20 protein-coding genes and 1 pseudogene are annotated in these 22,748 nt (G+C 62.0%); 12 read left to right on the forward strand and 9 right to left on the reverse strand.

Translation table 11 applies throughout. From position 1 onward, the window contains the following. Positions 1-397 precede the first annotated feature (397 nt). Positions 398-2,905 (forward strand): ATP-dependent helicase HrpB, encoded by a 2,508-nt coding sequence (gene hrpB / locus HBO09_RS19695; RefSeq protein WP_169997635.1) that lies wholly within the window; start codon positions 398-400, stop codon positions 2,903-2,905. A 142-nt stretch (positions 2,906-3,047) separates the two neighbouring features. Here hrpB and HBO09_RS19700 read toward each other — a convergent pair whose 3' ends face one another. Both HBO09_RS19700 and HBO09_RS19705 read right to left on the reverse strand, forming a co-directional pair. Next, complete coding sequence (locus HBO09_RS19700) at positions 3,048-4,136, reverse strand: endonuclease/exonuclease/phosphatase family protein (RefSeq protein WP_169997633.1); 1,089 nt, start codon at positions 4,134-4,136, stop codon at positions 3,048-3,050. Between the two features lie 72 nt (positions 4,137-4,208). Then, positions 4,209-4,871 (reverse strand): YciC family protein, encoded by a 663-nt coding sequence (locus HBO09_RS19705; protein WP_169997631.1) that lies wholly within the window; start codon positions 4,869-4,871, stop codon positions 4,209-4,211. 169 nt (positions 4,872-5,040) lie between these two features. Here HBO09_RS19705 and HBO09_RS19710 point away from each other — a divergent pair, with 169 nt between their 5' ends. The 3 genes from HBO09_RS19710 to HBO09_RS19720 all read left to right on the forward strand — a co-directional run bounded on the left by HBO09_RS19710 (position 5,041) and on the right by HBO09_RS19720 (position 6,966). Further along, on the forward strand, positions 5,041-5,733 hold the full coding sequence (locus tag HBO09_RS19710; RefSeq protein WP_169997629.1) for a DUF2076 domain-containing protein: 693 nt from the start codon (positions 5,041-5,043) through the stop codon (positions 5,731-5,733). Between the two features lie 119 nt (positions 5,734-5,852). Further along, a complete protein-coding gene (locus HBO09_RS19715) occupies positions 5,853-6,329 on the forward strand; it encodes an NYN domain-containing protein (RefSeq protein WP_169997627.1) in 477 nt (158 codons plus the stop codon). Positions 6,330-6,354: 25 nt separating this feature from the next. Then, a complete protein-coding gene (locus tag HBO09_RS19720; RefSeq protein ID WP_169997625.1) occupies positions 6,355-6,966 on the forward strand; it encodes a 3'-5' exonuclease in 612 nt (203 codons plus the stop codon). Positions 6,967-7,372: 406 nt separating this feature from the next. On the opposite strand, the gene HBO09_RS19725 is transcribed toward HBO09_RS19720, so the two are convergent. Next, positions 7,373-7,831 (reverse strand): Lrp/AsnC family transcriptional regulator, encoded by a 459-nt coding sequence (locus HBO09_RS19725; protein ID WP_169951152.1) that lies wholly within the window; start codon positions 7,829-7,831, stop codon positions 7,373-7,375. A 159-nt stretch (positions 7,832-7,990) separates the two neighbouring features. Between HBO09_RS19725 and yedA the strand changes: the two genes are divergently transcribed. Then, a complete protein-coding gene (gene yedA, locus HBO09_RS19730) occupies positions 7,991-8,887 on the forward strand; it encodes a drug/metabolite exporter YedA (protein ID WP_169999376.1) in 897 nt (298 codons plus the stop codon). A 48-nt stretch (positions 8,888-8,935) separates the two neighbouring features. Beyond that, complete coding sequence (locus HBO09_RS19735; protein ID WP_169999377.1) at positions 8,936-10,267, forward strand: DEAD/DEAH box helicase; 1,332 nt, start codon at positions 8,936-8,938, stop codon at positions 10,265-10,267. A 118-nt stretch (positions 10,268-10,385) separates the two neighbouring features. Here HBO09_RS19735 and HBO09_RS19740 read toward each other — a convergent pair whose 3' ends face one another. Beyond that, the gene (locus tag HBO09_RS19740) at positions 10,386-11,657 is read right to left on the reverse strand and encodes a TIGR03862 family flavoprotein (protein WP_262381289.1); all 1,272 of its coding nucleotides are present in this window, start codon (positions 11,655-11,657) and stop codon (positions 10,386-10,388) included. A 138-nt stretch (positions 11,658-11,795) separates the two neighbouring features. Then, the gene (locus HBO09_RS19745) at positions 11,796-12,716 is read right to left on the reverse strand and encodes a histone deacetylase (RefSeq protein WP_169999379.1); all 921 of its coding nucleotides are present in this window, start codon (positions 12,714-12,716) and stop codon (positions 11,796-11,798) included. 75 nt (positions 12,717-12,791) lie between these two features. On the opposite strand from HBO09_RS19745, the pseudogene HBO09_RS19750 reads away from it, so the two are divergent. The 3 genes and pseudogenes from HBO09_RS19750 (at position 12,792) to HBO09_RS19760 (ending at position 14,975) form a co-directional block, all read left to right on the forward strand. Further along, positions 12,792-13,362: pseudogene (locus HBO09_RS19750) on the forward strand (GNAT family N-acetyltransferase). A 159-nt stretch (positions 13,363-13,521) separates the two neighbouring features. After that, the gene (tesB, locus tag HBO09_RS19755; RefSeq protein ID WP_169999380.1) at positions 13,522-14,391 is read left to right on the forward strand and encodes an acyl-CoA thioesterase II; all 870 of its coding nucleotides are present in this window, start codon (positions 13,522-13,524) and stop codon (positions 14,389-14,391) included. Beyond that, positions 14,388-14,975, forward strand: coding sequence for an HAD family hydrolase (locus tag HBO09_RS19760; RefSeq protein WP_169999381.1), 588 nt, complete (start codon positions 14,388-14,390; stop codon positions 14,973-14,975). The genes tesB and HBO09_RS19760 overlap by 4 nt, the downstream gene beginning before the upstream one ends. Positions 14,976-15,015: 40 nt before the next feature. On the opposite strand, the gene HBO09_RS19765 is transcribed toward HBO09_RS19760, so the two are convergent. The 3 genes from HBO09_RS19765 to HBO09_RS19775 form a co-directional block, all read right to left on the reverse strand. Next, the gene (locus tag HBO09_RS19765; RefSeq protein ID WP_169999382.1) at positions 15,016-15,993 is read right to left on the reverse strand and encodes an alpha/beta hydrolase; all 978 of its coding nucleotides are present in this window, start codon (positions 15,991-15,993) and stop codon (positions 15,016-15,018) included. Next, positions 15,994-16,881 carry a neutral zinc metallopeptidase gene (locus HBO09_RS19770; RefSeq protein WP_169999383.1) on the reverse strand — a complete coding sequence of 296 codons (888 nt, stop codon included), beginning with the start codon at positions 16,879-16,881 and terminating at the stop codon, positions 15,994-15,996. A 157-nt stretch (positions 16,882-17,038) separates the two neighbouring features. Next, complete coding sequence (locus HBO09_RS19775) at positions 17,039-17,452, reverse strand: hypothetical protein (RefSeq protein ID WP_169999384.1); 414 nt, start codon at positions 17,450-17,452, stop codon at positions 17,039-17,041. A gap of 195 nt (positions 17,453-17,647) precedes the next feature. Here HBO09_RS19775 and HBO09_RS19780 point away from each other — a divergent pair, with 195 nt between their 5' ends. Beyond that, complete coding sequence (locus HBO09_RS19780; protein WP_169999385.1) at positions 17,648-18,526, forward strand: DMT family transporter; 879 nt, start codon at positions 17,648-17,650, stop codon at positions 18,524-18,526. A gap of 1 nt (position 18,527) precedes the next feature. Here the strand turns inward: HBO09_RS19780 and HBO09_RS19785 are convergent, their stop codons facing one another. Then, entirely contained in the window at positions 18,528-19,862 is a 1,335-nt protein-coding gene (locus HBO09_RS19785; RefSeq protein WP_169999386.1) for an MFS transporter, read from the reverse strand. 253 nt (positions 19,863-20,115) lie between these two features. Here HBO09_RS19785 and quiC point away from each other — a divergent pair, with 253 nt between their 5' ends. Beyond that, positions 20,116-22,011 carry a 3-dehydroshikimate dehydratase QuiC gene (quiC, locus tag HBO09_RS19790; protein WP_169999387.1) on the forward strand — a complete coding sequence of 632 codons (1,896 nt, stop codon included), beginning with the start codon at positions 20,116-20,118 and terminating at the stop codon, positions 22,009-22,011. Positions 22,012-22,082: 71 nt separating this feature from the next. Continuing rightward, complete coding sequence (locus HBO09_RS19795) at positions 22,083-22,748, forward strand: TetR/AcrR family transcriptional regulator (protein ID WP_169999388.1); 666 nt, start codon at positions 22,083-22,085, stop codon at positions 22,746-22,748.

Below are 22,748 nucleotides of genomic sequence, written 5' to 3' on the forward strand. Positions count from 1 at the left end.
ACTTGTATGGGGTGACTATAAAGCAGATCTACCGTGCGCCACCCACCTAAAGTGGATAGGTATCTACACAACTTTCAGAAACTGATGAGTTCCCCTGTGGCGAGCGGGCTTGTCGGAACGCCGCATCGCCCGCGCTGGGCTGCGAAGCAGCCCCAAATCCAGCCGCTACGGAGTATCTGATACACCGCGTTCGGCTTACTGGGTCTGCTTCGCAGCCCAACGCGGGGCAAGCCCGCTCGCCACAAAAGTCCTATCTGCTCGGGTTCAAGTTGTGTCGATACCTATGCCCATCGCCGGCCAGCCAGCGCCTACTTTTAGTCGCATTCCAATTGGAAGCGGCACTCCACCGATATCCAGCCGTTCGCCGTTATACTCGCCGCTCTGCCTTGGAGCCAGTATGAATTCGTTGCCAATCGATGATGTTTTACCCGCCTTGCGTGAAGCCTTGGCGACGCGCCATGAAGCCGTGCTCGAAGCACCGCCCGGCGCCGGTAAAACCACGCGGGTGCCGTTGGCGCTGTTGAATGAAACCTGGCTGGCCGGGCAAACCATCCTGATGCTTGAACCCCGCCGGCTCGCCGCCCGTGCCGCCGCCGAGCGCTTGGCCAGTGAACTGGGGGAGAAGGTCGGGGAGACCGTTGGCTACCGCATCCGCCTGGACAGCAAGGTCGGCCCCAACACCCGTATCGAAGTAGTCACCGAAGGCATCCTCACCCGCCGCCTGCAGGATGATCCGGCACTCGATGGCGTGGGCCTGCTGATTTTCGACGAATTCCACGAGCGCAGCCTCGACGCCGACCTGGCACTGGCCCTTAGCCTTAATGGCCGCGAGCTGTTTCGCGACAAGCAGCCGCTGAAAATCCTCCTCATGTCTGCCACCCTCGAAGGCGAACGCTTGTCGGGTCTGCTGGACGACGCACCGATCCTGCGCAGTGAAGGGCGTATGTACCCGGTGCAGATGCGCTGGGGGCGGCCGTTCCAGCCCGGTGAATTTATCGAGCCACGGTTGGTGCAGACCATCCTTGAAGCCCTGCACGACGAAACCGGCAGCGTGCTGGTGTTCCTGCCGGGGCAGGCGGAGATTCGCCGGGTCAATCAACAACTGGCCGATGCCCTCGGTGAGCGTGGCGATGTGCTGCTGTGCCCGCTGCATGGCGAGCTCGACCTGGCAGCCCAGCGGGCAGCCATTGACCCGGCGCCGGCGGGTAAGCGCAAGGTGGTGCTGGCCACCAACATTGCCGAGACCAGCCTGACCATCAACGGCGTGCGGGTGGTGATCGACGCGGGGCTGGCGCGGGTCCCGCGTTTTGACCCCGGTAGCGGCATGACCCGCCTCGACACCCAGCGCATCTCCCGTGCCAGTGCTACCCAGCGCGCAGGCCGGGCCGGGCGACTGGAGCCAGGCGTGTGTTATCGCTTGTGGTCCGAAGACCAGCATGAAGGGCTGGCGGCCTATGGCAGCGCGGAAATTCTCTCGGCGGACCTGGCCGGCCTCGCCCTGCAACTTGCGCGTTGGGGCGTGACGCCGACGCAGTTGGTCTGGCTCGATGTGCCGCCTACGGCTGCTTATGCCCAGGCTCAGGATTTGCTTGAGCGTCTGGGCGCGTTGAAGGACGCGACCTTGACTCCCCACGGGCAGAAAATGGCCAGCCTGCCGGCGCACCCGCGTATCGCGCATTTGTTATTGCGCGGCCAGGACCTGGGGCTGGCGAACATGGCGTGTGATGTCGCCGCGCTACTGGGCGAGCGCGACATCTTGCGCGGTGCGGGCGCCGATTTGCACAGTCGCCTGGCGTTGTTGTCCGGCGAGGAGCGCGCCCGTGGCACCCAGGGTGGCGTACAGCGGGCCAGGCAATTGGCCCGGCAATATCGCGGCTATCTGAGAGGCAAGGCCGAGCAGCCGGTGGCCGATCCCGATCACCCGCGTTGGCTTGGCGCGTTGCTGGCACTGGCCTACCCCGACCGGGTGGCGCAGCAGCGTCGTGCGGGCGGTGCGGAATATCGCCTGGCCAACGGTCGCGCCGCGTTGTTTGCAGAGGCCGATAGCCTGATGAAACAAGCATGGTTGGTGATCGCCGACCTGGGCAGCCGGCAGGGCCAGCGTGAAGAGCGGATCTACCTGGCTGCGGATTTTGATCCGGCGCTGTTCGATTCGGTATTGGCCGAGCAAGTGCGCAGCTTCGATCAACTGGATTGGGATGAGCGCGAAGGCGTGTTGCGCGCCGAACGCCAGCGCAAGGTTGGTGAACTGGTGCTCAGCCGCGAGCCGCTGACGGGTCTGGACGAGTCCGCCCGCAGCCAGGCGCTGGTCAATCTGGTACGGCGCAAGGGCCTGGAGCTGCTGCCCTGGACCCCGGAGCTGCGCCAGTGGCAGGCCCGCGTCATGCTGTTGCGTCAACTGGATGCCGGCAAACCCAGTGAGTGGCCTGACGTCAGCGACAGTGCCTTGCTCGCCAGCCTGGAGCACTGGTTGATGCCGTACCTGGGCAAGGTCTCGCGCTTGAGCCATTTCGCCAACCTGGATATTTCCAGCTTCCTGCATAACCTGTTGCCTTGGCCGCTGCCCCAGCGCCTGGACGAACTGGCGCCCCATCATTTGAAAGTGCCGTCGGGCTCATCGGTGCGCGTGGACTACAGTGAGCAGCCGCCGATTCTTGCGGTGCGCTTGCAGGAGTTGTTCGGCCTGGCCGACACCCCACGCATCGCCGGTGGGCGGCAGGTGGTGAAGTTGCACCTGCTGTCGCCAGCGCGGCGGCCGGTGCAGGTGACCCAGGATCTGGCGAACTTCTGGCGCAGTACCTACGCCGAGGTGAAGAAGGATCTGAAGGGGCGGTATCCTAAGCATTACTGGCCGGATGACCCCTTGGTGGCAGAGGCGACTGCGCGGATCAAGCCGCGCAAGTAAGCCCGATGAAGATCTAAATGTAGGAGCTGGCTTGCCTGCGATGGCGGTGGGTCAGTTAGCCAGGTTCTGGATGACAGACCGCTATCGCAGGCAAGCCAGCTCCTACACAAACCCTATTTCACAGTGGGTTTGGGGGTGTTTGCTATTGCGCCGCAGGCAGCAGGAACCGCGCTATCACCGGCAAATGATTGGAAATACGCAACGTATCGTCCTGCCGCACTCTGGCATCAACTTTCTTCAGCCTTGGGCTGAAGAACAGATAATCCACCGTGCGATCCGGCCCATCGAGGCTCGGGTCATTGGGGAAGTGGGTCAGCCACTGCGCTCGGTCAATCCCGCTGGATTGGCTGTTGCTGGGGATCATCGGGTATTTGTCCCACAGCAGATGCAGCTCACTGTCCGGTGAATACTGCCCGCGCCTGCCGGCGTCCAGGCGCAGGAATTGCCCCAGCGGCAGCAGGTTGAAATCCCCGCCAATCAGCCACGGCGTGCCCCGGCTTTCGAATTTATCCAGCAGTTTGACGGTTGCCTGTACTTGTTCGCGCACCGCGCTGTGGCCGGGCGCGCCATTGTCCAGGCGGGTGTTGAGCACCGCCAGTTGGCCGCCATCGCTCAATGGCAGGTAGCTGAGCAGCAATGCTGGCTTGGGTTGGAATTGGCGACTGATCAGGTTGCCCGAAGCCACCGGCAGTTGCAGGCGTTCGGCATGTTCGATCTGGTAGCGGCTGAGGGTTACCAGCTTGCGGCCGACGCTGCCGAATATATGCCAGTCGGGGACAAAATCGGCTTTCCAGTCGAAGGCCTGGACGCTGCACGGGTAGAGGTCCACCAGACGCTCCTGGAGCAGCGCCAGTTGATCCTGGTAATGGGATGGCTTGGCGCCTTCGTCCAACTCCTGCAGCAACAGCACGTCCGGCTGTTCGTCACGGATCACCCGTGCCACTTCGTCCAGGCTGGAGGCCATGTCTTCAATGGTGGGGCGCTCGTCCGGGCCGCTGCCGTCGGGGGTGTCGTACCAGAACACGTAGTTCTTGCCCGCCAGGTATTGCACGTTCCAGGTCATCACCTTGAGCGCCTGGCCGGGCAACAGCGTCGGCGCACGCGGGGCGACGCAGCTGACGGGCAAGGTCTGTTTGTCGGCGGGGCGCCAGGTCAGGCTGTAGAGCAGGGCGCTCAACAAACCTGCGAGGATCAGCAGGCTCAGCAGGGTTATACGCAGTAAACGGGTCATCGGCTCGCCTTATGGCGCTGCTGGACAGGCACCGAGCATACCCGACCGGCGGCCGGGAGCCCAAGGGTCATGTTAGCGGGCGTCTGCATCACCGGCGATCAGCATGAACAGGCGGAACAGCACCACGCTCGTAAACAACTGCAAGAAGCTATGGGCGCTGTCGATCAGCACCGCCAGCAGTGGGTTCTGCGGGTCGGGCCAGGCTGCGACGCTGGCGCCCTTGAGCAGCCACAATGGGGCCATTACGCACAACAGGCACACCAGGATGCGCAGGAAATGCCCCCGGGTCAGGCGCAAACTTTCCTTCATCGCCGCCAGCGCAGACATGCCGCGCAAAACCAACAAGTACTCGGCGAAGGCCAGGGTGACCATCAGCCATATCCCCGGCAGGAAATACAGTGACAGCCCCAGCAGGATCAGCAGGGTGCTCATGGCGGTCAGCAGTGCATAGCGAGGCCACAGGGTCAGCGCCATGGCCAGCACGTCGGCGGTGCGCGGCGACTCGCCACGGCTGCGGGCGTCGAGGAACAGGATCAAGGCCGCGGTGTACAGCGGATACACCAGCAACCCCACGACCACGCTGTAGCCGGGGAATGCATCCGGGCCCAGCGAACGGTCGAGCACTTGTTGCAGGACGGCTTCCAGAATCACCAGCGGCAGGCACAACTGCACGATGGCGCCCAGGTTGCGCTGGAAAAAGTAGAAAGAGTCGCGCAGAACGGTCAACGGATTCATCAAAGTCATCACAGGCCAAAAAAGCAGCGGACACTTTAACCGATCACCGACAAACGTAAACCTTGGGTAAAGACCATTGAAACGCCGCGGGCCAGCCCCATTACTGGTGGCGTACCTTGCCCATTGCGGGCGGGACGCAGATTTTTACCGGCAATCTAACGAGGTCGCCATGAACAGCGAAGAGCAAACCCTGATCGATGGACTGTTTTCACGGTTGCAGCAAGCCGAAACGGACTCAGCCCCCCGCGACGCCCAGGCAGAAGCGCGGATCAAGGAGCACATTACTCGCCAACCAGCCGCCGGGTATTTCATGACCCAGGCGATTCTGGTGCAGGAAGCCGCGATCAAGAGCCTGGATGCGCAGAACAAGCAGCAGGCGCAGCAGATCCAGCAATTGCAGGATGAGTTGCAGCGGGCCAAGACCGCGCAGCCGGCCGCGAGCAGCGGTGGGTTCCTGTCGAGCATCTTTGGCGGCAGCTCCCGCGAGCCGCAGCCTGTGCCCAGCGCGCCGGCCTCTGGCGCGGGTGGTTGGCGCGAGCCGACCCGACCGGGCTTCAACAGCGCGCCTGCACCGCAACAGAATTATCAGCAACCCCAGCAGGCAGCGCCCGCCGGTGGCGGCTTTCTCGGCGGCGCCCTAAAAACCGCAGCCGGCGTGGCCGGTGGTGTGATGCTGGCCCAAGGCATCAGCAGCCTGTTCAGCCATAACCAGCAGCCGCAGGTGGTGGAAGAGATCGTCCGCGAAGAGCCGGCGCCGGCCAGTGACAACAGCGGTTGGGGCAATGACAGCGCTGACAGCTTCGCCGACAGTGGTTATGCCGACGATTCCTCCTACTTTGGCGACGACGATTCCTTCGTCTGACACTCACTGAATCGGGGCGCTCTGTCGCCCCGGTCTGATTTTTCTCGGAAACCTCCTCTTGGCTGGCATACTGAGCGCCTTTGCGGGCCATCACGTCCCCGGTGCCATGAGGATATGCGGTGAAAAAAATAGCAGTGTTCGCCGATGTGCAGAACCTCTACTACACCGTGCGCCAAGCCTATGGCTGCCACTTCAACTACGCCGCCCTGTGGGCTGATATCAGCCAGCGTGGGCAGATCGTCGAGGCGTATGCCTATGCCATCGACCGTGGCGACAGCAAGCAGCAGCAGTTCCAGCAGATCCTGCGCAACCTGGGCTTTACCGTGAAACTCAAGCCCTATATCCAGCGCAGCGATGGCTCGGCCAAGGGCGACTGGGACGTGGGCATCACCATCGACATCATGGACGCCGCCGACCATGTCGATGAAGTAGTACTGGCCTCGGGGGATGGCGATTTCGACATGTTGCTTGACCGCATCATTCATAAACATGGCGTCGAAGCCGTGGCTTACGGCGTGCCGGGGTTGACGGCCAACTCGTTGATCCGCGCAGCCAGCCGCTACGTGCCTATCGAAGGCGCGTTGTTGCTCAAATAGATTTTCAGATGGGGTTGGAACAGGTTTGGAACGTATAGCGGTCATCGACTTTGAAACCACCGGCATCTCGCCGAGCAGCAGTTGCCGGGCCACGGAAATTGCCGTGGTCATCCTGGAACAGGGCCAGATCGTGGACCGCTACCAGAGCCTGATGAACGCCGGCGTACGCGTGCCGGGGTTTATCGAGCAACTGACCGGCATCAGCAACGCCATGCTGCGCAGCGCACCGCCGGCGGAGCGGGTGATGAATGAGGTCAATGAGTTTGTCGGCACCACGCCGCTGCTGGCGCACAACGCCGCGTTCGACCAGAAGTTCTGGGACTTCGAACTGGGCCTGATCCGCCGCACCCGCCTGCAAAAATTTGCCTGTTCACTGCTCCTGGCCCGCCGGCTGATGCCCACGGCGCCCAACCACAAGCTCGGCACCTTGACCTCCTATGCCCAGTTGCCCCACACCGGCAAGGCTCACCGGGCGATGGCGGACGCGGAAATGGCCGCCAACCTCACCGCCCACCTGGCCCAGGAACTGCGCCGCACCCACGGCTTGCGCGAGCTGTCCCATGACCTGCTGTGCAGCTTGCAGAAAGTGCCGGCGGCGAAGATCAATGACCATCTGAAGAAGCATCGCGGGTTCTGATCTCAATCCCGAGCACAACCAAGATCAAACTGTGGGAGTGGGCTTGCCCGCGATGGAGGTGGGTCAGTTTAGCCATTCGGGCCTGACACACCGCTATCGTGGCATAGGTATCTACACAACTTTCAGAAACTGACGAACTCTCCTGTGGCGAGCGGGCTTGCCCCGCGCTGGGCTGCGAAGCAGCCCCAATAAACCGAATGCGTTGTACCAGATACACCGCAGCGGCTGGTTTTGGGGCTGCTTCGCAGCCCAGCGCGGGGCAAGCCCGCTCGCCACAACTGCGCTATCTGCCTGGATTTAGGCGTTGCGGCAAAGTTGTGTAGATACCTATGGCTATCGCGGGCAAGCCCGCTCCAACACTTACTCGCATCCAGCCCCGGCAACCCGATCAACACTAGGCCTGCGCTCAGGCGCCGCCATTCTTCCCCTCCAAATGCCCCAGCGGCACCCGCCGAGCTATGGCGCTCGACAAGATGATCGAGGTCTTGCTGAAGCCAAACTTCGCCACGCGGTTGATCAGGTTTTCCAGTTCTGGCATCGAACCCACCGCCGCCTGCATGATCACGCACGGGTCGCCGGTGACCCGGTGGCATTCGGTCAACTCGGGGATTTCTGCCAGCGCGTCGTACACCTTCTGGCTGCCGTTGTTGGTCAAGCGCAGTTCGATCGTGCACTGGATCGGCAAGCCGATCTTGGACAGGTCGACCTTGGCCTGGTAGCCGGTAATCACGCCGCTGGCTTCCAGCTTGGCCACGCGTTCGGCCACGGCGGGGGCGGAGAGGTTAACGGTGCGGGCCAGTTGCGCGTAGGTGGCGCGGCCATCCTCCAGCAGGGCGCTGAGAAGCATGCGGTCGTATTTGTCCATGATAAGGCTCTGGCGATAGGGGGCTTTCGAATACAAGGCTTATAGCCTTGATAACCATGATTTGAAAAGTGTATGGGCGCTTTAAACAGGTTTTGTAACTTATGTTTACTGGCGTGGATTCCTAAAATAGCGATCCCTTGTCTTGCCGCAGAGCTGCCCATGCCTGGCCCACGTCGTTTTCCGTTACCGTTGATCGCCGCTTTTTTTGCGTTGTACGTGATCTGGGGTTCTACCTACCTGGTTATCCGCATTGGCGTGGAGTACTGGCCGCCGTTGATGCTGGCCGGGATTCGCTTTTGTACGGCGGGGGCGCTGATGTATGGCTACTTGCGCTGGCGCGGGGTGCCGGCGCCGACCTGGGTGCAGTGGAAAGCCGCGGGCATGATCGGCATTTTGCTGCTGACATTCGGCAATGGTGCCGTGAGTGTGGCCGAACACACCGGCGTGACCTCCGGCGTCGCCGCGCTGGCGGTGGCGACGGTGCCGCTGTTTACCTTGCTCTGCGGATATTTCTGGGGCGCGCGTAATACCCGTCTGGAATGGGCCGGGGTAATCCTGGGGATGATCGGCATCGCCATGCTCAATATGGGCTCCAACCTGCAGTCGAGCCCGCTGGGCGCTGGGCTGCTGTTGTTCGCCGCCGCTTCCTGGGCGTTTGGTTCGGTCTGGAGCCGGCACTTGCCGTTGCCTCAGGGCGCCATGGCCAGCGCCGCTGAAATGCTGATCGCCGGTGTGGTGCTGTTGATCGGCAGCGCACTCAAGGGCGAACACCTGGACGCGATGCCCCCGGTGGAAGGCTGGCTGGCCCTGGCCTACTTGACCGTATTTGGCTCGATCATCGCCTTCAACGCGTATATGTACCTGCTCAAGCACGTGCGTCCGGCTGCGGCCACCAGCTATGCCTACGTCAACCCGGCCGTGGCGGTATTGCTGGGGATTGTGTTTGTCGGCGAGACCATCGGCCTGGAAGAAGCCCTGGCGATGCTCGTGATCATCAGCGCAGTGCTGTTGATCAGCCTGCCCCAGTGGCGTAAGCCGAAGCCGGAAATAAGGTAAACTGCCGCGCATTACGCCCTTGCGCTGAATTTTTCCTACGGTAAACACATGACTTTCGCCACACTTGGCCTGATCGAACCCTTGCTGCGCGCCCTTGAGGCGCTTGGCTACCAGACCCCAACGCCGGTGCAGGCGCAAGCCATTCCGGCGGTGCTGGCCGGTCGCGACCTGATGGCTGCGGCCCAGACCGGTACCGGCAAGACTGCCGGTTTTGCCGTGCCGCTCCTGCAATTGCTGACCATGGAAGGGCCGAAAGTCACCGCTAACTCGGTGCGCGCCTTGATCCTGTGCCCGACCCGCGAGTTGGCCGAGCAGGTCCACGCCAGCGTCGCCGAGTATGCTGAACATCTGCCCCTGACCACCTACGCGGTATACGGCGGCGTCAGCATCAACCCGCAGATGATGAAGCTGCGCAAGGGCGTCGATATTCTGGTTGCCACCCCTGGGCGCTTGATCGACCTGTTCCGCCAGAACGCGCTGAAGCTTAATCAGCTACAAACCCTGGTGCTCGATGAAGCCGACCGCATGCTCGACCTGGGCTTCTCGGAAGAGCTGGCGAACATTTACCGCATGCTGCCGAAAAAGCGCCAGACTCTGCTGTTTTCCGCGACCTTCTCCGATGACATCCGCCTGCTGGCCGGGCAGATGCTCAATGACCCGTTGAGCATCGAAGTCAGCCCGCGCAACGTCGCCGCCAACACGGTGAAGCAGTGGGTGGTGCCGGTGGACAAGAAGCGCAAGGCCGAGCTGTTTGTGCACCTGATGCGCAAGGGCAAATGGAAGCAGGTACTGGTGTTCGCCAAGACCCGCAATGGCGTGGATGCGCTGGTAGATAAGCTACAAGGCCTGGGCATTAATGCCGACGGCATCCACGGCGACAAGCCACAAGCTACGCGCCAACGAGCCCTGGACCGCTTCAAGGCCAGCGACGTGCAGATCCTGGTGGCCACCGATGTGGCGGCCCGTGGCCTGGATATCGAAGATTTGCCGATGGTGGTCAACTTTGACCTGCCGATTGTCGCCGAGGATTACATCCACCGCATCGGCCGTACTGGCCGGGCTGGCAACACCGGCGAGGCGATTTCCCTGGTGTGTGCCGATGAAGTGAATATGCTTTCGGCCATCGAGATGCTGACCCGCCAGACCCTGACCCGCAAAATGGAACAGGATTTCGAACCGGAACACCGCGTGCCGGACACCGATGCCAGTGGCCAGGTGGTGAAGAAGCCGAAAAAACCGAAGAAGCCGAAAACCTCGGGTGGTGGCGGCAAGCGCAATCTGGGCAAATGGGTAGAAAGCGGGGAAGTGGCGGCCGAGCCTTCGATCAAGCCGGTGCGCAAGGTGCCGGTGTTCAATACCGGGCCGCGTAAGAAGAAGTAATTCTTTGCTGCCTGTCAGGGCCTTATCGCCGGCAAGCCAGCTCCCACATTTTGAACTGTGAACACATTCAAAGGTAGGAGCTGGCTTGCCTGCGATGGCGGACCTGAGTTCGCCGCAATTACCGGCGTTGGAGCCATTCCAGCATCCCGCGCCCCGCAGCCCGCCCACTGGCAAAACACCCCGTCAGCAAATAGCCTCCCGTCGGCGCTTCCCAGTCCAGCATCTCCCCGGCACAGAACACCCCCGGCAATTGCTTGATCATCAAGCGCTCATCCAGAGCCTCAAACGGCACACCGCCAGCGGTGCTGATGGCTTCGTCCATTGGCCGGGTTTTCACCAGTGTCAGCGGCAGAGCCTTGATATCCGTGGCCAATTGTTGCGGGTCGTTGAAGTGTTCGGCGGGCGCCAACTCGCGCAACAGCGCGGCTTTTACCCCATCCAGCCCCAACTGACTGTGCAAATGCTTGCTCATCGAGCGTGACCCACGGGGTTTGGCCAATGCCGCCTGCACCTTGTCCAGCGGCTTGCCCGGCAGCAGGTCGATATGCACGGTGGCGGATCCATCGTGGTTGATCGCTTCGCGAATCGGCGCCGACAGCGCGTAGATCAGGCTACCTTCGATACCGGTCGCGGTGACCACGCATTCGCCCAATCGGGGTTTGTCATTTGCCAAACCAATGGCGACGTTTTTCAGCGGTGCTCCGGCGAATTTGCTCACCATCAAGTCGCTCCAGGCCGTTACCTCGAAGCCACAGTTGCTCGGTTGCAGCGGGGCGTAAGGCACGCCTTGGTCTTCCAGCAACTTGAGCCAGGCACCGTCGGATCCCAAACGCGACCAACTGCCGCCGCCGAGGGCCAGGAGCACGGCATCGCTGTGGACAGTTTTCTCGCCATCCGGGCTGTGGATAATTAATCCGCCATCGGCATTCCAGCCCAGCCAGCGGTGGCGGGTGTGGATAACTACTCCTTGGTCGCGCAAGCGCTTGAGCCAGGCGCGCAGCAGCGGGGCGGCTTTCATATCGGTCGGAAACACCCGGCCAGAGCTGCCGACAAAGGTTTCTATCCCCAGGCCATGAATCCATTCGCACAACGCCTCGGCGCCAAACTGGCGCAGCAGCGGGGCGATGTCTGGGGCGCGTTCGGCATAGCGCGAGAGAAATGCCGGATAAGCTTCGGAGTGGGTGATATTCATGCCACCTACGCCGGCCAGCAGGAACTTGCGCCCCACCGAGGGCATGCCGTCATACAGGTCCACCTGGACCCCGGCCTGGCTCAGGACTTCGGCGGCCATCAGCCCGGCGGGACCGCCGCCGATGATCGTGACGTGATAAGGCTGGGCTGGGATCTGGGGCATGGCGGTGACTGCGGTTCGGCGAAGTAGGCCGAGCATTCTACCCGAGGACCGTGAAACTGCCTGATCAAAAAACGTACACCTTCTTACAGGCTATGCAGTGCGTGCCTTACAGGTGTTTACGCTCAACTTATCCACAGGCCGTTCCACAGGCATTGTGGGTAACGCACCCACACTTCAATGACAACCTGATGACGTCCACACCCGCTGGGCACTGTGATGCAGGATGCCGTGGCGGCGGGCCAGGGCAGGGCGGTCCTTGCTGTAGCCGCCACCGATCACGCCCATCACCGGGATGTCGCGGCCCAGGCAATGGCGCATCACGCTTTCATCACGGGCGGCGACGCCTGCGTCTGTCAGCTTGAGGTAACCGAGGGCGTCGTCCTTATGCACATCGACGCCGGCGTCATACAGCACCAGATCAGGCTGGTACAACGGCAGCAGGTAGTTGAGGGCGTCGTCCACCACCTTGAGGTAGTCGGCATCGCCCATCCCCATGGGCAGCGGGATGTCCCAGTCGCTGGTGGCCTTGCGCGCCGGGAAGTTTTTTTCGCAGTGTAGGGACACGGTAATGGCATCCGGCGTGTCGTGGAGGATGCGCGCGGTGCCATCGCCCTGATGCACGTCGCAGTCGAAGATCAGCACGCGGTTGACCCGCCCGCTGGCCAGCAGGTAGTGGCTGATCACCGCCAGGTCATTGAAGATGCAAAAGCCCGCCGGGTAATCGTAATGGGCGTGGTGGGTGCCGCCCGCCAGGTGGCAGGCCAGGCCGTGTTCCAGGGCCTGTTCGGCCGCCAGCAACGAGCCGCCGACTGCGCGTACGGTGCGCCGGGCCAGGGCTTCGCTCCAGGGCAGGCCCAGGCGCCGTTGGTCTTCGCGGGACAACTCACCGCTCATGTAGCGTTCGATATAGCCAGGGTCATGGGCCAGGGCGAGGACCTCGGCCGGGCACAATGCCGGGCGCAGCAGTTGGCTGTCCTGGGTCAGGCCGCTGTCGACCAGGTGATCGCGCAGCAGGCGGAACTTGTCCATGGGGAAGCGATGATCCGCCGGGAACTCGGGACTGTAGTCGTCGTGGTAGATCAGTGGCAAAGGCATGGCAATTTCTGACAGGAACCAGCGAAGGATCTTAACAGCGCTGTACACTCACGCACATGGCAAGGGAGGGGAACGATGGAGCCAATACTGGAGTTGGAAAGTGCACGCCTGGTGCTGCGCCAATGGCGCGACAGCGATCTGCCGGCGTTTGCCCGGATGGGCGCCGATCCGCAGGTGATGCGCTATTTTCCGGCCCCCCCTGGATCGTCTGGAAAGCGCGGCATTGATCGGGCGAATACGCGGGCATTTCGCCGAGTACGGGTTTGGCGCGTGGGCCCTTGAGCGTAAGGACACCGGCGAGTTTATCGGCCTGACGGGGTTGATGAATGTCGGCTTTGAGGCTGACTTCACCCCAGCGGTGGAGATTGGCTGGCGCCTGGCCCGCGAGCACTGGGGCCTGGGCTTTGCCAGCGAAGCGGCATGGACCGCATTGCGCTGTGGTTTTGACCGTTTGCAGTTGGACGAGATAGTGGCCTTCACCACCGAGGCCAATCTGCCGTCGCAGAAAGTCATGCAGGCCATTGGCATGCATTACGATCCGACGGCAGATTTTCAACACCCCAGGCTCGCGGCGGACGATCCGCTGCGCCATCATGTGTTGTATCGCATCACCCGCGCCCAATGGTTGGACACGCTGCACGGATAGGCAGGCGGTAATACTTGTAGGAGCGAGCTTGCTCGCGAAAAACGTCAACGATAACGCGCAGGGCCTGATACCCAGCGTCGTCGCTGTTCTTTTCGCGAGCAAGCTCGCTCCTACAGTAGAAAATAGAAGGTAGAAACCGTTTTGCTCTGAGGAGAGTGTATGAGCCAAGTGTTGGAAGATCTGGTCGACTTGCTGACCCTGGAACCGATTGAAGAAAACCTCTTTCGCGGCCGCAGCCAGGACTTGGGCTTTCGCCAACTGTTCGGCGGCCAGGTGTTGGGCCAGTCGCTGTCGGCGGCCAGCCAGACCGTCGAAGAAGCGCGGCATGTGCATTCGTTGCACGGCTATTTCCTGCGCCCTGGGGATGCCGCGCTGCCGGTGGTCTATCAAGTGGACCGGGTACGCGATGGCGGCAGTTTCAGCACGCGCCGGGTGACGGCGATCCAGAAGGGCAACCCGATCTTCACCTGCAGCGCCTCGTTCCAGTACGACGAAGAAGGCTTCGAGCATCAGACCACCATGCCGGTGGTAGTGGGGCCGGAGAACCTGCCGTCGGAGTTGGAACTGACCCAGCAGCGCGTGCACCTGATTCCCGAAGCCATGCGCGAAAAACTGCTGTGCCCCAAGCCCATCGAAGTGCGGCCGGTGACCGAGAAAGACCCGTTCAACCCGCAGCCGACCGATCCGGTCAAATATGTGTGGTTCCGCGCCGATGGCGCTCTGGCCGACTTGCCAGCGCTGCACAAATATCTGCTGGCCTATGCCTCCGACTTCGGCCTGCTGACCACCTCGTTGCTGCCCCATGGCAAGACCGTATGGCAGAAGGATATGCAAGTGGCCAGCCTCGACCACGCGTTGTGGTTCCACGCCGATCTGCGGGCCGACGACTGGTTGCTGTACGCCATGGACAGTCCCTGGGCCGGCAATTCCCGTGGGTTCTCCCGTGGCAGTGTGTATAACCGCGCCGGCCAACTGGTGGCCTCGGTGACTCAGGAAGGCTTGATCCGCCATCGCAAGGATTGGGCATGAGCCTGGCGGATGTTAAGCACTGGGTGTTTGATATGGACGGCACCCTCACCGTGGCCGTGCATGACTTCGCAGCGATCCGCGTGGCCCTGGATATTCCACCTGCCGACGACATTCTCACCCACTTGGCGGCACTGCCTGCCGCTGAGTCGGCGGCCAAACATGCCTGGTTGCTGGAACATGAGCGCGAGCTGGCACTGGGCTCGGTGGCGGCCACGGGCGCGGTGGAATTGGTGCGGGACTTGGCGGCACGAGGCTATCGCCTGGGGATCCTGACGCGTAATGCTCAGGAACTGGCCCATATCACCTTGCAGGCGATCGGCCTGGCGGACTGTTTTGCCGTGGAAGACGTGTTGGGCCGCGACGACGCACCGCCCAAGCCGGATCCCGGTGGCCTGTTGAAGCTGGCGCAGGCCTGGGATGTGGCGCCGGCCGAGATGGTGATGGTGGGCGACTATCGTTTCGACCTGGATTGCGGGCGGGCGGCGGGGACGCGAACGGTGCTGGTCAACCTTCCCGAAAACCCATGGCCGGAATTGGCCGATTGGCATGCCAAGGACTGCGCGGCATTACGCCAGATGATCTAAAGCAAGCATCAAAAATCAAATGTGGGTTTTGTCTGACGGATTAGTGGAACAGGACCGCCTGCCCTTCCGGCGAGGTAAACATCTTGTCACCGTCATGCCCAACCCCTGGTACTTCAACCAATCGCTGGCTCAACTGCGGATGGCGCTGTTTGAGGTAGTCGAAATAGTTGTGCCCGCGAATCAGGCGGTAGGCGCCCTGGGTCTCGGCCGCGCAGCTTTTGTCCAGGGCCGGATGGTTGGGGTCGGTGTCCTGCTGGCCGAGCAGGTAGGTGATTTCGCGCGCGGCATAGGCTTTTTCCAATTGTTCGGGGCTTTGGCCGTTGGCGTAGGCCGGCAGCTTTTGCATGCCGTACTTCCAGTCATTGAAGTCCGGGCAACTGGCCGGGGCGAATTGCACCGGGCGTTGCGGGCTGAAGTAGGCGTAGGACGACGGGTTGGCGATCACATAGCGCAGGCTGATCCCCGCCGCGTGCAGGGCCGGGTGGTCATGGCCGGTCAGGGCAAAGCGTTGCACCACCTGGCCACCACCGGAATGCCCGGCGACCACTATTTCCTTGAGCTCCGGGAACAGTTTGCGGTTGCCCAGATGCTTGATGATCTGGTCCAGCGCGCCGTAGGAACTGATCTGGCCATGGCCGATTGACGACTCGCCAGCCATCCAGCCATTGCCGTGCCAGCGCAGCACGCTATCGCCCAGGTGATGGCGCTGGATATCGGCGTCGTTGAGAAACTGCGGCGCGATCACCAGGGTGTTGGCGCTTTGCCCCGCGAGGGCCGCAGCGGCTTGGGCGCTTTTGAGGTAGGTCTGGGCGTTGCGCAGTCGACCATGCACGATAATCAACGCGCGGGTGATCTGCGGCAGCGGCTGGCGCCAGTCCTGGCTCAGGCCCAGGCTCAGGTCGCCGGCTTGCAGGGTGAATCGATCGGGGCTGATCACCTTGACCGCCTGCCCGGCGGCCAGGGTGGCGGTAGAGCAGGTGATCAGCAGGCCCAGCAGCCATGCGCATCGCTTATTCATTTACAGGCTCTTGGCCGAAAACGTATCGCACTGGCTGATCTGACCTTGGGCAAACCCGGTCTTGAACCAGCGGACCCGCTGTTGTGAGGTGCCGTGGGTGAACGAGTCGGGGACTACGCGGCCCTGGCCCTGTTGCTGCAAGCGGTCATCGCCGATGGCGTTGGCAGCGTTCAGCGCCTCTTCGATATCACCCGGTTCCAGCCAGTTCAGGCGCTTTTGCGCACGGTTGGCCCAGACCCCGGCGAAGCAGTCGGCTTGCAGTTCCTGGCGGACCAGCAGGCCACCATCGCCTTGCATCTGCCGGCCTTGCTGACGCGCCATCTGGATCTTCGAGGAAATCCCCAGCAGGGTTTGCACGTGGTGACCCACTTCGTGGGCGATCACATAGGCCTGGGCAAAATCCCCGGCCGCCTGGAAGCGTTGGGACATTTCCCGGAAGAAATCCAAGTCCAGGTAGACCTGCTGGTCGGCGGGGCAATAGAACGGGCCGCTGGCGGAAGTCGCGCCACCGCAGGCGGAATTCACCCGGCCACGGAACAGGATCAGCTTGGGATTCTTGTAGGCCAGGCCGTTTTCCTTGAATACCTGGCCCCAGGTGTCTTCGGTATCGCCCAGCACGGCACGCACGAAGTCCGCCTGTTCATCGTTGGCCGGTGGTGCCTGGCGCGTTTGTGGGCTGACCGAAGGTGCCTGCTCGGTCATCTGGCCGCTCAGTTGCCCGAGGATCTGCATCGGGTCCTGGCCTGTCAGCAGGCCGATGCCGACGATCAATACGATGGCGGTCAGGCTCAGGCCCTTGCCGCCGCCAAAGCGCATGCCGCCACCGCCGCCGCTGTCATTGCGCGCGTCGACCACGTTATCGCTGCGTCGACCCTTTTTCCATAGCATGGGGCAATCCTCTTGATGATCGTTATGTAGGAGCGAGCTTGCTCGCGAAAAACGCAAAGGCACCGCGTTAAACCAGGCATGCGGCGTTAGCGTTAACGACTTTCGCGAGCAAGCTCGCTCCTACAGTAATCGGGGTTGTGGTGAGTGAGTATGGTCGTTATTGGCGGCAATACCCTTCGCCCGTATTGACCACCAGGCAATCCTTTTTATCAGCCAGCCATTTCAAACCGGTCGCGGCACCGTCACCGGCGCGCAGCACTTGCGGGCCGTCCGGGCGGTTGAAGATGATGCCGCCTTCGCCAGCCTCACCCTTGAAGGTGCCGGAGGCGTCTGTATCCAGGCCGTATTGCATGGTCAGCAGGTAGTGTCCGCGGCCAATGCTCTCGTCTTTGCTGACCGTCAGGTGCAGGCCTTCGACGCCGATCCACTTGCCGACCCATTTGTCGGTGGGCAGGGTTTCCGGGACCAGGGTCGCCTGCACCGAGGGCGGCGCCGGCTTCGGGGCGTCGGGGGCTTTATCGCAGGCGCTGAGCAGGGCGAGGGTCGAAAGGAGCAACAGGGTTTTTTTCATGGAGAATTGGCCTTGATTAAAAAACGTGCAATGGCAGGCTGGCGTGCAGCGTTGGACTGGGTTTGGGCAATTTAGTGCGCTGATCGCCCGCTGTTTGGTTATGCTCTTGAGACCGATGCACCACCCGCTCTAGATTAGCGCGTTGAGTGCCACTGCTTGCGGCGGTCATTTCAGCCTGTCACGCACGAGAATTCAATGACCCTCAGCACTCCACTTTCCGGCGTCAACCATCCTTTCAAGGGCATTGTGCTGATTGTGCTGGCGACGTTCCTGTTTTCCAGCCATGACGCATTGTCCAAATACCTCGCTGGCTTCTACCCCATCGTGATGGTGGTGTGGGCCCGCTACATGGTGCATACGCTGCTGATGGCGGGGATTTTCCTACCGCAATCGGGCCTGCGCGTGCTGCGCAGCAAGCGCCCGTTGTTGCAGGTCGCCAGGGCCTTGTGCCTGCTGGGCACCAGCCTGTTTTTTACCGCAGCCCTGCATTACATCCCGCTGGCGGAAGCCACGGCGGTGAACTTCCTCGCGCCGATCCTGGTGACGGCCCTGTCGGTACCGCTGCTGGGCGAGCATGTGACGCGGGGCCAGTGGCTGGCGGTGATCTGCGGGTTTGTCGGGGTGCTCATCATCGTGCACCCGGGCGGTGAGTTGTTCACCCCGGCGGTGTTGTTGCCATTGGTCTCGGCGTTGTTCTTCTGCTTCTACCAACTGCTGACCCGCATCCTCAGCCAGTACGACAGCCCGACCACCAGCAACTTCTTCGCCGGCTTGTGCAACACCCTGGTCATGAGCGCGCTGGTGCCGTTCTTCTGGGAGGTGCCAACCCTGGGCCATGGCCTGTTGATGCTGGCGTTGGGCAGTTGCGGCATGACCGCGCACTTGATGCTGACCCAGGCCTTCCGCTTCGCCGCGCCGGCGTTGCTGGCACCGTTTGGCTATTGCCAGATCGTGTTTGCGGGGTTGCTGGGTTGGCTGGTGTTCAACCACACCCCGGACCTGACCACGGTGGTCGGGATCGGGGTGATCTGCTTGAGCGGGTTGGCCGCTGCCTGGCAGCAGCGGCGGCGGTGAATCAGACCTCGACCGTCGGGATCTTGCGCGGCGCCATGAAGTACATCCAGGTCAGGGCGATGAAGTACATCGCCGGGATCAGGGTGAACAGCACGGTGTAGTTGTTGTGGGTCACGGTCAGGATATGGCCGACGATCTGCGTCATGAACATCCCGCCGATGGCCGCGCACATCCCGCCAAAGCCAAATACCGTGCTCATCATGTGCTTGGGCGTGTAGTCCATGACCAGGCTCCAGATATTGGCGGTCCAGGCCTGGTGCGCGCCGATGGCCAGAGAGATGGCAAACACTGCGACCCACAACTGGCTGGAGCCTGCGGCCATGATCACGCCGACGATGCAGCAGGCAAACAGCAGCATCGACAGCAGGCGCGCCTTGATCGGCTGCATGCCGCGACCGATGAGGAATGAGGACAGGATCCCGCCGCCCACGCTACCGAAGTCCGCCGTCAGGTAAATGATGATCAGCGGGATACCCATCTGGGTCACGTTGATCCCCAGGTTGTATTGCTGGTTGAGAAACGGCGGCAGCCAGTACAGGTAGAACCAGAACACCGGGGCGGTCAGGGCGTAGGCAATGGCGAAGGCCCAGGTGCCGCGCATGCGCAGGATACGGCTGAAAGGCACGCGCGGTTGTTCCGGCTCGACTTCCTGTTGCACGTAGTCCAGTTCTGACTGTTTCACGCTCGGATGGTCTTCAGGGTTGTAGTACTTCAGGCCCCAGAACACCAGCCAGATCCCACCCAGTGCCGCCATGCACAAGAAGGCAGCCTGCCAGCCCCACACATGCAGCACCAGCGGCAACATCATCGGCGTGAGCATGGCGCCGACGTTGGTGCCGGCATTGAAGATGCCGGTGGCCACCGCGCGCTCACCGGCGGGGAACCACAGGCGGGTGGTCTTGACGCAGGCGGGGTAGTTGGCCGCTTCAGTCAGGCCGAGGATAAAGCGGCAGACCATAAAGCCCACTGCCGACGTCGCCAGGCCGTGGGCGCCGGTGGCGATGCTCCACAGCAGCACGGCGCAGAAGAACACGCGCTTGACCCCGACCCGGTCGATCAGCCGGCCTTGCAAGACAAAACCAATGGCGTAACCGACCTGGAACCAGAAGTTGATGTTGGCGTAGTCCATCGCCGTCCAGCTCATCTCCTTGGCCAGGATCGGTTGCATCACGCCCAGGGCGGCGCGGTCGATGTAGTTCAGGGTGGTGGCGAAAAACACCAGGGCCAGCATGCCCCAGCGGGTTTTGCCGACGGCGAGGGCGCCGCGAATCTTGTCGCCAATGGCCGCTTGCGGGTTGCCGGGGCGCGGGGCCACGGCGGAATTTTGCGAAGGCATGAGAGGTACCCGTTTTTGAAATTTTTATGGTGTGTTCTGGGTCGTGATCACAGGTGCGTGCCGACAAAAAACGGCCCTGGATGCGCAATCGATGGTGCGCAGTGGCTAAAAAATCGTCAATTCGCCAATCGGCATTGTGTTCGATAATCGCCCATAAAACTAACTGGTTGGTACATTTTAAATTGCTGCTTTATCGCGCGCGGCCAATAATTTGCCGCAAACAAGACCAGCCTTCATTGCCGGGAGTCACCCCATGCAACGTTCCATCGCCACTGTTTCCCTGAGCGGCACCCTGCCGGAAAAGCTCGAAGCCATTGCCGCGGCCGGGTTTGATGGGGTGGAAATCTTCGAGAATGACTTGCTGTATTACGACGGCAGCCCCCGGGAAGTGCGGCAGATGTGTGCTGACTTGGGCATCGCTATCACCTTGTTCCAGCCCTTTCGTGACTTTGAAGGATGCCGCCGCGAGCGCCTGGCGCGCAACCTGGAGCGGGCCGAGCGCAAGTTCGACCTGATGCAGGAATTGGGCACTGACCTGGTGCTGGTGTGCAGCAATGCCTCGGCGGACTCGACGGGTGAGCATTCGATCCTGCGGGATGACCTCAGCCTGCTGGCCGAACATGCTGGCCGCCGTGGCTTGCGCATTGGTTATGAAGCCCTGGCCTGGGGGCGGCACGTCAACACCTGGCAACAGGTCTGGCAACTGGTGCGCGAGATCGATCACCCCAGCCTCGGGGTGCTGCTGGACAGCTTTCATACCTTGTCGCTCAAGGGCGACCCAACGGCGATCGCGCAGATCCCTGGCGACAAGATCTTCTTTGTGCAAATGGCCGACGCGCCGATTCTGGCCATGGACGTGCTGGAGTGGAGCCGGCACTTCCGCTGCTTCCCCGGCCAGGGCGAGTTCGATCTGCCGGGTTTTCTCGCGCCGATCATCCAGAGTGGTTACACCGGGCCGCTGTCCCTGGAGATTTTCAACGATGGCTTTCGCGCCGCGCCCACCCGGGCCAACGCGGCGGATGGTTTGCGGTCGTTGCTGTACCTGGAAGAGAAGACCCGTCAACGCCTGGAACAACAGGCCATGCCGCTGGATATCCTGTTTGAGACACCGGCCGCCAGCGAGTACGACGGCATCGAGTTTCTCGAGTTTGCGGTAGATGAAAACCTCGGCGCTCGGCTGACCCAGTGGCTGCAACGCCTGGGCTTCGTCAAGGCTGGGCAGCACCGCTCCAAGAGCGTCAGCCTGCTGCGCCAGGGCGATATCAACCTGATCCTCAACTGCGAGCCTTACTCCTTTGCCCACAACTTTTTCGAGGCCCATGGCCCGTCGTTGTGCGCCACGGCGATTCGCGTCAAGGACAGCGCCAAGGCCCTGGAACGGGCGGTGGCCTACAAGGGCCAACCTTATCGCGGCCTGGTCGGGCCCAATGAACTGGAGCTGGCGGCCGTCCGCGCGCCGGATGGCAGCCTGATCTACTTGGTGGACCAGCACGCGGGCGGGATCTACGACACCGATTTCAACCTGCAGGCCGCCAGCGCCAGCGGCGGCGGCTTGTTGCGCATCGACCATATGGCCATGGCCCTGCCGGCCGACAGCCTCGACAGTTGGGTGCTGTTCTACAAGAGCCTGTTGGATTTCGAGGCCGACGACGAAGTGGTGCTGCCGGACCCCTACGGCCTGGTCAAGAGCCGAGCGCTGCGCAGCCGCTGCAGTTCGATCCGCCTGCCGCTGAATATTTCCGAGAACCGCAATACCGCCATTTCCCACGCGCTATCGAGCTATCGTGGCTCTGGGGTGCATCATATTGCCTTCGATTGTGCAGATATTTTTGCCGAGGTCAGCCGGGCCAAGGAAGCGGGTGTGCCACTGCTGGATATCCCGCTCAATTACTACGATGACCTGGCGGCGCGGTTTGATTTCGACGATCAGTTCCTCAGCGAACTGGCGTACTACAACGTGTTGTACGACCGTGACGCCCAGGGCGGTGAGCTGTTTCATGTGTACACCGAGCCCTTCGAAGGGCGGTTCTTCTTCGAGATTATCCAGCGCAAGAACGGGTACGCCGGCTATGGCGCCGCCAACGTGGCGGTCCGCCTGGCGGCGATGGCCAAGTCGCGCAGTGGGGCGGTGCGCCAGGCCAAGTTGTAGGGCGTTGGCGCTTCCTTCGTGAGACCTGGCGGCCCATAATCACGGCCTGCATAAATGGCCGTGAGCGCACCATGACCCCGACGCCCGAACTGCCCGCCGCCGCCGTGGCGCCGCGCAAGAGTCGCAAGAACAACCCGGAAAAGACCCGCGAGAACATTCTGCAAGAGGCCATTGTCGAGTTCGTGCAGCAGGGGCTTTCCGGAGCGCGGGTGGACGCCATCGCCGAGCGCATCCACACCTCCAAGCGCATGATCTATTACTACTTCGGCAGTAAGGAGCAGTTGTACGTCGAGGTCCTGGAAAAGCTCTACGGTGATATCCGCAACACCGAGACCCGGATGAACCTCACGGCGTTGGAGCCGCGGGAAGCGATCCGGCGCCTGGTGGAGTTCACATTCGACCACCATGACCAGAATGTGGATTTTGTGCGGATCGTCAGCATCGAGAACATTCACAACGCCGAGTATGTGAAACAGTCGGATGCGATCAAGGCGATGAACAGCAATATCCTTGAAGCGCTGGGCGCGACCTTGCGCCGGGGCGCGGAGCAGGGGGTGTTTCGCGCGGGGCTGGAGCCGCTGGATGTGCATTTGCTGATCAATTCGTTCAGCTTTTACCGGGTGTCCAACCGGCATACCTTCAGTGAGATTTTTCAGATCGAGTTATCGGATGAAGCGATCAAGCAACGGCATCGGGCGATGATCTGCGAGTCGGTGCTGCGTTACCTACAGGCCTGA

Source organism: Pseudomonas sp. WS 5027 (assembly GCF_012985695.1).
In the GTDB taxonomy this organism is placed as follows: domain Bacteria; phylum Pseudomonadota; class Gammaproteobacteria; order Pseudomonadales; family Pseudomonadaceae; genus Aquipseudomonas; species Aquipseudomonas hygromyciniae.

Bases quoted from the DNA above. Each gene is read 5' to 3' on its own strand.
- hrpB (WP_169997635.1), top strand. From the start codon at position 398: ATGAATTCGTTGCCAATCGATGATGTTTTACCCGCCTTGCGTGAAGCC.
- HBO09_RS19700 (WP_169997633.1), bottom strand. From the start codon at position 4,136: ATGACCCGTTTACTGCGTATAACCCTGCTGAGCCTGCTGATCCTCGCA.
- HBO09_RS19705 (WP_169997631.1), bottom strand. From the start codon at position 4,871: ATGAATCCGTTGACCGTTCTGCGCGACTCTTTCTACTTTTTCCAGCGC.
- HBO09_RS19710 (WP_169997629.1), top strand. From the start codon at position 5,041: ATGAACAGCGAAGAGCAAACCCTGATCGATGGACTGTTTTCACGGTTG.
- HBO09_RS19725 (WP_169951152.1), bottom strand. From the start codon at position 7,831: ATGGACAAATACGACCGCATGCTTCTCAGCGCCCTGCTGGAGGATGGC.
- yedA (WP_169999376.1), top strand. From the start codon at position 7,991: ATGCCTGGCCCACGTCGTTTTCCGTTACCGTTGATCGCCGCTTTTTTT.
- HBO09_RS19735 (WP_169999377.1), top strand. From the start codon at position 8,936: ATGACTTTCGCCACACTTGGCCTGATCGAACCCTTGCTGCGCGCCCTT.
- HBO09_RS19740 (WP_262381289.1), bottom strand. From the start codon at position 11,657: ATGCTCGGCCTACTTCGCCGAACCGCAGTCACCGCCATGCCCCAGATC.
- HBO09_RS19745 (WP_169999379.1), bottom strand. From the start codon at position 12,716: ATGCCTTTGCCACTGATCTACCACGACGACTACAGTCCCGAGTTCCCG.
- tesB (WP_169999380.1), top strand. From the start codon at position 13,522: ATGAGCCAAGTGTTGGAAGATCTGGTCGACTTGCTGACCCTGGAACCG.
- HBO09_RS19760 (WP_169999381.1), top strand. From the start codon at position 14,388: ATGAGCCTGGCGGATGTTAAGCACTGGGTGTTTGATATGGACGGCACC.
- HBO09_RS19765 (WP_169999382.1), bottom strand. From the start codon at position 15,993: ATGAATAAGCGATGCGCATGGCTGCTGGGCCTGCTGATCACCTGCTCT.
- HBO09_RS19770 (WP_169999383.1), bottom strand. From the start codon at position 16,881: ATGCTATGGAAAAAGGGTCGACGCAGCGATAACGTGGTCGACGCGCGC.
- HBO09_RS19775 (WP_169999384.1), bottom strand. From the start codon at position 17,452: ATGAAAAAAACCCTGTTGCTCCTTTCGACCCTCGCCCTGCTCAGCGCC.
- HBO09_RS19780 (WP_169999385.1), top strand. From the start codon at position 17,648: ATGACCCTCAGCACTCCACTTTCCGGCGTCAACCATCCTTTCAAGGGC.
- HBO09_RS19785 (WP_169999386.1), bottom strand. From the start codon at position 19,862: ATGCCTTCGCAAAATTCCGCCGTGGCCCCGCGCCCCGGCAACCCGCAA.
- quiC (WP_169999387.1), top strand. From the start codon at position 20,116: ATGCAACGTTCCATCGCCACTGTTTCCCTGAGCGGCACCCTGCCGGAA.
- HBO09_RS19795 (WP_169999388.1), top strand. From the start codon at position 22,083: ATGACCCCGACGCCCGAACTGCCCGCCGCCGCCGTGGCGCCGCGCAAG.